This is a genomic window from Paenibacillus macquariensis, from assembly GCF_900156375.1.
GTDB lineage: Bacteria > Bacillota > Bacilli > Paenibacillales > Paenibacillaceae > Paenibacillus_AQ > Paenibacillus_AQ macquariensis.
This window is the reverse complement of the sequence record NZ_FTNK01000011.1, coordinates 29,065-41,270: the sequence shown is the minus strand read 5'-3', so window position 1 is coordinate 41,270 and position 12,206 is coordinate 29,065. Positions and strand designations below refer to the sequence as shown.

The following is a 12,206-nucleotide window of genomic DNA, read 5'->3' as shown; positions in this document are numbered from 1 at the left end:
AAAGATATAATAGCTGTTAATGTGTTGTAGTTGAAGGTCATTTCATCATGATCAGAATTATATAAGAAGTTAACTGGCGATAAGGCTAGTTTAGGAGGATATAGATGCAGAATCAAGGTATACAAAGAGGAGACGTTGAGTTATTAGCGCCAGCCGGTGATTGGGATTGTATGAGAGCAGCGGTTGCTAATGGAGCAGATGCAGTCTTTTTCGGAGTGGAAAAGTTTAATGCGCGTGCACGTGCAAATAATTTCCGTATGGAAGAGCTGCCGGAGATTATGGCGTTTCTTCACAGTTATGGAGTTAAGGGATTTCTAACGTTTAATATTTTAGTATTTGAGAATGAGTTAGCAGATGCTAAGGAACTTATAGAAGCTTGTGTGGATGCAGGTGTTGATGCCACGATCGTACAAGATTTAGGTCTAGTGAAGATGATTCGTGAGATATCACCTGACTTTCCGATTCATGGATCCACGCAGATGACGATTACGTCACCAGAAGCGGTTGAATTTACGAAGCCTTGGGATATGGAGCGTGTAGTATTAGGCCGTGAGAATAATCTGAAGCAGATTAAGAAGATTGGTGAACAAGCAATGCTACCGATGGAAGTATTTGTCCATGGCGCACTATGTGTTTCTTATTCTGGTCAGTGTCTTACTTCGGAAGTATGGGGAGGACGTTCAGCGAACCGTGGGGAATGTGCACAAGCTTGTCGTCTGCCGTATGATTTGATGGTTGATGGGGTTCAGAAACCGATGGGGGATATCTCCTACCTGTTATCACCTAAGGATCTAGCTGCTATCGATATCATGCCGGAATTGATCGAAGCGGGCGTAACTTCATTTAAAATAGAAGGACGTCTTAAGACGCCTGAATATGTGGCTAACGTGGTTAGTAAGTACCGTAAAGCGATTGATCGTTACTTCGAAGGTGATTCTACGCCTCCAAGTAAGGAAGAAATACGTGAACTTGCGCAAAGTTTCTCACGTGGTCTTACGCACGGTTTCTTAGATGGAACGAATAATAAGAAGCTTGTGGAAGGAACATATCCTAAGAGTCGCGGTGTATATCTTGGTAAAGTTGAACAAATTCTACGTGATGGTGTTGTCTGCCGAATTGATGCACCGCTGAAGCGTGGCGACGGAATTGTATTCGACGCAGGGGACCCTACCAAGAAGGAAGAAGGCGGACGCGTTTACGATATACGCCGTAAAGGCGTGAAGATCGAAGGCGAAGCTGGAGAAGGTTGGGTTATTGATATCGTAGCCGGACGTAACGATGTTAATCTACAAAGATTAAATGTCGGAGACCGTGTATGGAAAACGAACGATCCTGCACTCGACAAGCGTTTGCGTCAGACGTATGAGACGGAGAAACCGTACAGAGTGTTCCCGGTTGAAGTGAAGGTTGTCGGTCATGTGGGTGGATTACTCACGACATGGTGGACGGATGTACAAAAGGGGACAATCGTTCAAGTCGATTCCGAGATGGAATTGGAAACGGCGCAGAAGCGTCCTATGGACTATGCTCTGCTGGAAGAACAATTCGGACGCCTAGGCGGGACCGTGTTCCAGCTTGAGAAGCTTGATGTCGAGCTGCAAGGCGACGTCATCGTACCTATGCGTGAGCTGAACAGCATCCGCCGCCGTGCGGTGGAATTGCTCGCTGGCGAGCGTCCGAAGCCGCCCGTATACGTGAAACGGGCGATTGAGGTGTACGGCGATGCGGCGCGAAGCGCATCGAAGCCTGTGGCGCGTGACGAAGCGGAGCTCACAGCGTTATGCCGCAGCCTGCCGCAGGTGCAGGCTGCACTCGATGCAGGTGTTGGTATGATCTACGCCGACTTCGAGTTCATTAAGCAGTTCCCGGCAGCAGTAGAAGCTGTTCGTGCTGCAGGTAAAAAGATTGCACTAGCAACGCCGCGTATTCATATGCCTGGCGAGAATGGCTATCACAACAACATTCTGCGTCTACAGCCAGATGCTGTACTGGTACGTAACACAGGAGCGTTATACTTCTATCTACGTTACCGTCAAGAACATCCAGATGCAGTGCATCCGAAGCTTATTGGCGACTTCTCATTGAACATCGCTAACCATAAAGCAGCTGACCTATTCATCGAAGCTGGATGTGATATCATCACACCATCGTATGATCTGAACATTCAGCAGATGGTCGACATGCTTGGACGTGCTAACACGTCTAAGATGGAGATTGTTATCCATCAGCATATGCCAATGTTCCATACGGAACACTGTGTGTATTGTACATTCCTAAGCGAAGGGACAGACTTCACGAACTGTGGACGTCCATGTGAAGATCACAGCGTGTCGCTACAAGATCGAATTGGAATGTCTCATCCGGTACGTGTAGATGAAGGATGCCGCAATACAGTCTATAATGCTGTTGAGCAATCCGGTGCTGAGTATCTAGATAACTTTATGGAGCTTGGTGTATCGCAGTATCGTATCGAGTTTCTTGAAGAGACACCTGAGCAAGTGCATGAAGTCATTGACCTCTATAAACGTGCACTCCGCGGAGACATCAGTGGATCGCAAGTATGGCGTACACTGAAAGCAACCAATCAACTTGGTGTAACACGTGGACAGCTAGTTAAATAGATAATCGTTCATAAGACGATGAGATTATAAAAAGGACAGCTTACCGAGGTTTATCTGCGGTGGGCTGTCCTTTTTTTTGCGAAATATAAGGAAAATGTATAGATACACTATTGAACTGAGTAAATGACCGATTCAAATCATTTTGTGATGATTTCAATAACGTAAATGAGAGACTACCTGACGATGTAATTATTTGTTACAATTATTGCAATGTAATTGGAATATAATAGGCATTCTAATAAATGCTAGATTAGGAGACTCAAGCAAATGAAAATCCGTAAAGCGATTATTCCGGCTGCAGGCTTAGGCACAAGGTTCCTACCAGCGACGAAAGCAATGCCCAAGGAAATGCTACCGATTGTGGATAAGCCGACCATTCAATATATAGTTGAGGAAGCTGTTGCATCTGGCATTGAGGATATCATTATTGTCACTGGGAAAGGCAAACGGGCGATCGAGGATCACTTTGACTATTCATTTGAACTTGAGCACAATCTTGAATCTAAGGAAAAGTGGGATCTACTCAGTGAAGTTCGCAAGTCCTCAGAAATGGCCGATATACACTATATTCGCCAGAAGGAACCGAAAGGATTAGGTCATGCCATCTGGTGTGCCCGTAAGTTTATAGGTAATGAACCTTTTGCTGTCCTGCTTGGGGATGATATTGTAGAATCGAATCAACCCTGCCTCAAGCAAATGATTGATCTGTATGAACACTACCAGTCTTCCATTGTTGGTGTGCAACCCGTTCCATGGAATGAAGTGTCTAGGTACGGGATTGTAGATGGTGTCTCCATAGAAGAACGGGTCTACCAAGCTAATAGATTGGTAGAGAAACCGGCAGAAGAGAATGCTCCCTCTAATCTAGCAATCATGGGAAGATATATTCTAACACCACATATATTTGAATTGCTCGGCGAACAACATGAAGGTGTGAATGGTGAGATTCAACTGACAGACGCTATTTCTAGACTAGTAGAGGTAGAGAGAGTACTCGCATATCACTTCGAGGGTCAGAGGCATGATGTAGGGGAGAAGTTAGGGTATATCGAGACGACGATCCATTATGCATTACAACATCATGATTTAAGAGAGCAACTACTTAAGTATATGAAACAAACGATTCATCAAATTGAGCATTCATAGGATTAAATATCCATAGGCAAAGAAACAATCTCTCCTGAGTGGAAGTCTTCTTTCAATCATACATAAAACAGCTACCATCCTCTTATAGGATGGTAGCTGTTTCTATTCAATCAGTATGACATTTAAAAGTTCATTTGTACGAGAGCATCAACTTGTTGTTTCTCCGTTGGATCAAGCTGGATTAGACGATCAAGAACGACTTGATCCGTTGTACCCTGTTTTATGAGAGCAGCAACATACCATCTTGCAATTTCACGGTTAACGGGGTCACTTAAGTCTTCTAGAAGTCCAAGTTTCAGTGTTTCAGCTGTCTTATCTGGTTGATTAAGTAGATACTGCATCTTACCTGTATTCAGGATCATTGCTGGAGTATTTGCGAATGCTCGTCCAGCCATTTGCCCTTCCGGTAGAGTAGCTAGATGTACAAGTCCAGCTTGTATCTTATTGAATGCTTCAATACCTGCATTGAAGTATTTATCTCTAGAAGTGAGATCCTTCTTGCTTTGGGCATCGGTACCCAATTCATACCCTTGTGAGATAATCCGTTCATACCATTCAATATCCCAGTTGAAGTTCTTAGAATTCGTTACTAGTAGATCGAAGGCTTGTGCTTGTTCACCTTTTAATGAATGGAACTTGATTAAATGGTTGATGATATTCTTGTTATAGGGTTCATCTTCATGTGCCTTAACCATCATTTGATATCCAGAAAGATAGAAGTCCTCGTTCTGTGTCTGCGAGTAGACTTGTTGATAAAGAGAAGATAACAGAAGCGTCGAATCTGGATGACTCTTACGGATACTAAGGTCTTCATCTAGCGGTGCCTTAATTTCCTCGAAGGATGTACTCGTCTGGACCAACTTCCTTGCCTCAAGTCCAGCGTTACTTGCCTGAACATATCGGATGGAAGTGATTAGGATGACAACTGCACCTATGCCGACTACTATGCTATATAGAGCACTCCAGCCTCTCCCGCGTAAGCGGAGTTGTTGGAAACGTAGTGGCTTGCTTTCCATAACAGCGGCCATACCTCCAAGACCAAGATATACGAGAATACCGATGAACACATAACTCATATTGAAGTCCAAGATACTATGCAACAGAATAGATAAGGTCAGAATAAGATATAAGAAATGAGATTCGCGTCCTTCTTCATTCCCTCTTATGTAACCACGAATATATTTATAGAATATAAAGATCAGGAATGATATAAATACGATAAATCCAAGGATGCCGACCTCTACCAAGTATTGAAGGAAGAAGTTATGTGCTTGACGGCTGGTATACGGGTTATTCTGATATTTCTCATAGAGTACAGCCCAAGCACCACCACCTGCACCTATGACAGGATAATCTTTAACAACTTTCACAGCATCTTTATAAAAGGTTAACCGTTCCAGTACACTATGCTGTTGGAAATTGATATTCTCGAGCCGTGTACTTACATTATCAGGGAGAATATTACGGGCACTGGTTCCGATGAAGAGGAAGGCTATCAAACCGACCACAACGACAGATCCTACTGGAATCCATAGGCTAGCCATTTTACGATTAGACCAAGAAGCAAGACCTCGTTCTAGATGAGAAACGATAAACTTTTGAATAACCCATAAAAGTAGTGCAACAATGGCGGATGTAATAAGTAAATATCCCCATCCCTTAGCAGCAGCCCCACCTTCGTAAGTCCTATTCAATTGTAATCCGAGATCAGTCACTTTCTTCGAAATCGCTAAGGAAGCCATCCCGGCAATACCGATGTATGCCACCCAGAGAATCTGTTTAGCAGGCTTCAAGAATAATAATAGAAGAACAAACACCACGGGCAGCATAACCAATCCTCCACGTGACAGTGTTAAGAGAATGGATAGGATAATTGGGACTAACATGAATCCGTGTATGACTTGGCCATACCACTTACGAGATTTAATCAGAAAGAACACTGCTGCGAATAAGAATGCCATTAGAAATGCTGCGTATGTATTGGCATATTGAAACACTGACGTCAGACGTAGCCCGTTAGAGTCCGACATGACCGCATCTGTGTACTTACCATTCAAGATACCGATAGAGAACCAAGCTACTAATTTTCCTGCAAATTTCCATTGTCCGAACCAGTTCAGCAGTCCAAAACCAACAATAATATAGGCAATAGCCATAATCGCGAGCTGAATCACTCTATTCGCAAACTTATCCCTCAGTAAGAATAACCCAACGATGAACATCGCCGTATAAGTCGACTGAATAATGACCATATTTATTGCCATTGAATGAGAGGCGGCACCAAAGAGTGCGAGTATATACGTAATAGGTAATAATAATATCCACACAGCAAGCCAATCTCTTTGATCTTCTAATTTGATAGTCTTGTAGTAGTTGGCACCACATACTAGCAGGATTACAGACGCCATAGCTGAAGCCCAGAACAACGGTTTCTCAAATTGAAGCATTTGTCCATTGAATAACGCCACTTGAAATGGTGACCAAGCTAAATATAGAATGATAGAGGCTAATAACACCCAGTAAATTACAGGTGTTTTCGAGACGACTCTCGACCCTTTGGAATGTTTACCGTATACTTGTTTAGACAAGCTCTTCAATCTCCTTTATATGTAATTATGAACAATATTTTATCATAGGGAACCAAAATAAGACAGAACACCAAGGATTACTTATATGGAAGTTCTAAACTAAGTTACTAGGACTGAAGGAGTACGAAATGAAATCAAATAAAATAATACTTTCTGTAATAGGAATCATGTTACTGTTTCTATTTTTCAATATCTTTTCTTCCTATCAAAAGAGTGAATCCCATTTAAGTTTTCAATTCAAATTGATTTCTGATCAATCGGATGACTACCAGTTATTTTATATTACCAAGGAAAGTCAGGAGTGGTCGGAGGAGCAATCGATTCATCAAGCTTATGATCGGTCAGGAACTTGGAAAACCTTTAAATATAAAATACCTAAGGACGTATATTCTCTTAGGTTAGATCTGGGTAATCAGAAGGCGATAGTTAAAATACAAGATGCTCAGTTAAAAGGGAACTCCAAAGTAGCCATTTCTCTCAGTGAAATCATGACTAAACAACATGAAGTGAAGATAATTAGTCAGGTGGATGATGAATTGGAGCTAGGAGTGGCTGATAAAGATCCACATATAATCTTGGATATTAAACCACATCGAGACGCGGCAATACAGGGTAATAGCTTGTTTAATACGACCTGGATTTCATTTGCTAGTATTATAACTACTTTAGTAAGTTTGTATATTATCAATTCGATCAAAGAGGTATACAGATTTTTGAAAGAAATATACAAAGGGAGAAGGCTAATTACCAGCCTAGCTAAAAATGACTTTAAAACTAAATATGCTTCTTCCTACTTAGGGGTAGTCTGGGGTTTTATTCAACCCTTACTCACTATTATTACATACTGGTTTGTATTTCAGATCGGATTGCGAAGTGGTAATGTATCGGATGTTCCATTCATACTTTGGTTTATAGTTGCCATTATTCCATGGTTTTTCTTTTCAGAAGCCTTATCGAGTGCTACAAATGTGTATTCAGAATACAGTTATCTTGTAAAGAAAGTAGTATTTAAGATTGAGTTGTTACCCGCGGTCAAGATTACATCGGTCTTATTCGTACATTTATTCTTTATCGTATTTATATTTGTAATGTATACGGGATACGGATACTATCCGAACATTTATAATGTTCAACTGATTTATTATTTGATTTGTACAATTGCTCTTGCTTTTTCTGTATCGTTATTAACATCTTCTGTTGTACTATTTTTTAAAGATTTAAATCAAATCATCATAATAATATTGCAAATAGGCTTTTGGTTCACACCGATTGGATGGTCATACACTATGATTTCTGGTTTCTGGATTAATATTTTCAAACTCAATCCAATGTTCTACATCGTGGAAGGGTATAGAGATACCTTCATCAAACAGGTGGCTTTTGTGGATCATCCTTATTATACGCTCTACTTTTGGATGTTTTGTGCGACTGTACTTGTAATTGGAGTTAAAAGTTTTAAGAAGTTGAAGCCACATTTTGCAGATGTCATATAAGTGGTAAAGGTGGGATAGAGGTTGGGCGATATAATCGAAATAAAAGATGTTGTGAAATCCTATAAATTGTACGATAAACCCTTAGACCGTCTAAAAGAAGCAATCTCTCCTACTCATAAAATGTATCACAAGGAGTTTATAGCTCTTAATGGTATCTCATTTAATGTTGAGAAAGGTGATGCACTTGGGATTCTAGGGAAGAATGGATCAGGGAAATCAACCTTATTAAAAATGATAACAGGAGTCTTGTCTCCCTCAAGCGGAACCATACAAGTAAAGGGTAAAATATCAGCTATATTGGAACTAGGTGCCGGGTTTAACCCTGAGTATAGTGGCAAAGAGAATGTGTACTTAAATGGTCTGATGATGGGATTTACCCGTGAAGAGATCGATAATAAAATGAATGATATTATTGAATTTGCTGATATTGGCGAGTTTATTGAGCAACCTGTCAAAATTTACTCTAGTGGTATGTTTGCTAGGTTGGCCTTTGCCGTTTCTATTAATGTAGATCCAGAAATACTTATTGTAGATGAAGCTCTCGCCGTGGGAGATGTACGCTTCCAAACGAAATGTATTGATAAAATGAAGGAATTGAAAAGTAGAGGAACTACAATATTGTTTGTATCCCATGCAACTGAACAGGTGAAGAGGTTCTGCAATAAGGCAGTATGGCTTAAGGATGGCGTAGTGCAAGCCTCAGGTGAATCATCTGAAATTGCTGATTTATATGAGGATTTCATGAAATATAATACAGATGATAGTGTGAATGATGAGAGTTTAACTGAACTTGACGAATCTGAAATCTCACAACCAGACGATTTTATCAAACCGAACAACCCCGACATATTAGCATCAATTACAAAGGTGGAACTTAACAAGGATAACTTTAGGACTTTTGATGAACTAGAGGTTGAAGTGGAATATGACGTCTATGATGATGTTATAGATGACTTATTATTGGGTGTGGCTATTTATACACCAGATCGTGAATATATATTTGGACCTAATACTCACTTAGAGAAAATTGATATTCCGAATATTTTTGGTAGACATAGAGTGAAGTATATTATTTCTAGCCTGCCGTTACTCAGTGGGACCTTCTGCATTGATGTGGGTTTATTTAACAATGAAGGTATAGTATGCCTAGATTACAAGCAAGAAGTGAGTAATTTTAAAATTACAAATAAGTATTTTTCCGAAGGCCTTATATACATGCAGCATAAATGGGAAGTTATTAAATAGGAAATACAATTAAAAAAGGGGAGTTGCAAAATGGTTGTTCCATTTGACCAATTTCAAAGGTATAAACACGCCTCTGAATTAATCGAAGTTGTTCGTGAAAATAATAATGTATATTCAATTTTAGAAGTTGGGGCAAACGAACATAAAAACTTGGAGAGGTTTCTTCCAAATGACAAAATAACATATTTGGATATTATTGTGCCTGATAAATTAAAAGGAGACCCAGCTTATATACAGGGGGATGCAACAGAGATGCCCCTAAATAATCAGCAGTTTGATTTTATAATAGCTCTTGATGTATTTGAGCATATTCCTCAAACGAAAAGGATTAGTTTTTTGAATGAATTAAGAAGAGTCTCTCGATTCGGGTTTATTTTAGGAGCACCATTTAACACTGAAGGGGTTTCAGAGTCTGAACATAGAGCTAGCACATATTTTAAGACCTTATATGGTTATGAGTACCCATGGCTAGAAGAACACTTTATTAACAAACTTCCTGATATAAATGAAGTATCTGATTATTTTAAAAGTAAAGACTGGAATCACATCAATTTTTATCATGGATCGCTCGAGATTTGGGAGAAGATGACTAAATTACACTTTCTGGCTGCAGGCAGAGAGGCGCTTTATGATTTTAGATTTACTATAGACGAATATTATAATAATTACATTTATAGTAGCGATTATAATGGTCCGTGTTATAGAAATTTCTTTTTTGTTGTGAATGCCGAAAAAAAAGAAATGCTGGAGAAAGTTGATAAATTAATAAACCAAAGGTATAAAAGTGAAATTAATCAATCTAAAATTAATGAATTGAATAATCTAGAGCGAGATTTAAATAATCTTAGTAATTTCCAACTGTTTAATACGGAGATTCATCATAAAAATAATGAATTGGAAGCAAAAAAAATAATGGTAGAGCAAGTAAGACAAGAGGTAGAACAAAAAAGATATGAATTAGAAAAAGCGGAACAGGAAATTAAAGAGAATCGTTTGCAGCTTAAAGAAATGAGTCTGGAACTACAAAAAAAGGATACTGAGATAGTTGATAATATTCAATTAGTTGAAAATTTAACTCTAATAAATGAAACTCTCAACTCTCAAAATAATTATTGGACTAAAATCCACGATGAAGCATGTGAAATTACCAAACGAGTTGAAGTGGAGAATGAGTTGTTAAATAACAGTATTCTTCAAATACAAAACACCGTGAAAGAACAACTAGAATATATTCAAAAACTAGAGATTGTATCTCAACAATTAAGATTGAAAAATCGAATTAAAAAAATAGTTCCTATTAAAATTAGATCGTATATAAAAAAAAACAAGGCGATTTTTGATACACTAAGAAAAAACCCGAATTTAGCAAAAAAAACATTTAATGAAATAAGAAAAAATGGGATTAATGCTACAAAAAATAAGATACGTTCTAAAATGATCTCAGCAGACGCAACTTCGGAATATAAAAGTGAGGATTTAATTAATTTTAAAATTGAACAAATTAAAACAGAAATTAAAGAATTTCCTTACAATCCTTTAGTGTCAATAGTAATTCCAGTTTATAATGTTGATCCAAAGTGGTTAGACCGTGCAATTAGATCTGTAGAAGAGCAAGTGTATGAATTCTGGGAGTTATGTATTGTTGATGATTGCTCCACAAATGAACAAACAAAGTCTTTCCTCAACACAATAAATCATCCAAAAATAAAAATAAAATTATTGGAATCGAATAGAGGTATATCTGATGCTACTAATGAGGCTATTTTATTATCAAGTGGTGAATATATTGCTTTATTAGATAACGATGATGAAATCACAAAAGATGCCCTGTTTGAAGTTGTTAGGGCTATCAATGAAACAGATGCAGACATTATATATTCAGACGAAGATAAGATAGACACTGCTGGAAACAGGAAGTTTCCTTTTCATAAACCGGATTGGTCACCTGACCTATTAAGATCGCAAATGTACATTGGTCATTTTCTTGTGTTTAAAAAGATATTGTTTAATTCTATTGGTGGATTTAGAAAAGAGTTTGACGGAAGCCAGGACTATGATTTGATACTGAGGTTGAGTGAAATAGCAAAATACATTCATCACATACCAAAAGTGCTGTACTCTTGGAGAGAACTAGAGACATCTACAGCATTAAATCCGTATTCTAAGCCTTACGCTCATCATGCTGGGTTAAAGGCCTTGAATGAACATTTAATAAGGGTGTTCGGAGAAGGGAACGCTCATGCGGATGAGAGTGAGTTTTTGTTTGTTTTTGATAGTAGGTACAAAATAGGTCCGATTAAAGCGAGTATTATAATTCCAACGAAAGATAAAATTGATTTATTGGAACCATGTATAAATAGTATATTAGAGAAAACGAGTTATTTGAATTATGAAATCATTATTATCAATAATAACTCAGTTGAAAAAGAGACATTTGAGTGGTTTGACTTGCAACGTGGAAATCCGAAAATTAAAATTGTTGATGCAAACTATGAATTTAATTGGTCTAAACTTAATAATCATGGCATTAGAGAAGCTACAGGGGATGTTTTTGTATTTCTGAATAATGATACACAAGTTATTAGTAAAGATTGGTTGTTAAGGTTATTAGAAAAAGCCAATCGCGCTGATGTTGGAACGGTCGGTGGATTGTTGTTATATGAAGATAAGACTATACAACATGCCGGAGTAGTCATTGGTTTAGGGGGATGGGCGGATCATGTCTTTAAGGGGATGGAGCCAAATCATTATGGATCACCGTTTGTATCACCGATGCTAACAAGAAATGTAATTGCCTCAACAGGGGCATGCCTAGCAATATCAAGAGGCACAATTAACGAAATTGGATTATTCAATGAGGAATTCGTAATTTGCGGAAGTGATGTTGAAATATCACTTAGAGCAATACAAAATGGACTTTACAATATATACGATCCTTACGTTGTACTTTGTCATCTAGAATCAAAGTCGAGAGATTCATATATCCCTCCTATTGATTTTGAAATGTCAAAATTGCATTATGGCCCCTATTTGGAAAAGGGAGATCCATATTTTAATAAGAATTTAGACTTGAATAGTCTCAAACCTATGCTACATCAAGGAGATTGAATTAT

At 38.4% G+C, this 12,206-nt stretch carries 6 protein-coding genes; 5 read left to right on the top strand and 1 reads right to left on the bottom strand.

Going from position 1 to position 12,206, the window contains the following annotated elements:
- Positions 1-104: 104 nt before the first annotated feature.
- Together BW961_RS18585 and galU are read left to right on the top strand one after the other, a co-directional pair.
- The gene (locus tag BW961_RS18585; protein WP_068584277.1) at positions 105-2,621 is read left to right on the top strand and encodes a U32 family peptidase; all 2,517 of its coding nucleotides are present in this window, start codon (positions 105-107) and stop codon (positions 2,619-2,621) included.
- Between the two features lie 267 nt (positions 2,622-2,888).
- Positions 2,889-3,767: a UTP--glucose-1-phosphate uridylyltransferase GalU gene (gene galU / locus BW961_RS18580; RefSeq protein WP_068584280.1), complete on the top strand. Its 879-nt coding sequence runs from the start codon at positions 2,889-2,891 to the stop codon at positions 3,765-3,767.
- Positions 3,768-3,889: 122 nt separating this feature from the next.
- On the opposite strand, the gene BW961_RS18575 is transcribed toward galU, so the two are convergent.
- Positions 3,890-6,355, bottom strand: coding sequence for an O-antigen ligase family protein (locus BW961_RS18575; RefSeq protein ID WP_068584288.1), 2,466 nt, complete (start codon positions 6,353-6,355; stop codon positions 3,890-3,892).
- 128 nt (positions 6,356-6,483) lie between these two features.
- Between BW961_RS18575 and BW961_RS18570 the strand changes: the two genes are divergently transcribed.
- From BW961_RS18570 to BW961_RS29555, 3 genes are read left to right on the top strand one after another with little or no spacing between them, the layout of a single operon-like run.
- Positions 6,484-7,848 (top strand): ABC transporter permease, encoded by a 1,365-nt coding sequence (locus tag BW961_RS18570; RefSeq protein ID WP_068584292.1) that lies wholly within the window; start codon positions 6,484-6,486, stop codon positions 7,846-7,848.
- A gap of 21 nt (positions 7,849-7,869) precedes the next feature.
- Entirely contained in the window at positions 7,870-9,093 is a 1,224-nt protein-coding gene (locus BW961_RS18565; RefSeq protein WP_068584296.1) for an ABC transporter ATP-binding protein, read from the top strand.
- A 30-nt stretch (positions 9,094-9,123) separates the two neighbouring features.
- Positions 9,124-12,201 (top strand): glycosyltransferase, encoded by a 3,078-nt coding sequence (locus BW961_RS29555; protein ID WP_082867426.1) that lies wholly within the window; start codon positions 9,124-9,126, stop codon positions 12,199-12,201.
- Positions 12,202-12,206: the final 5 nt, after the last annotated feature.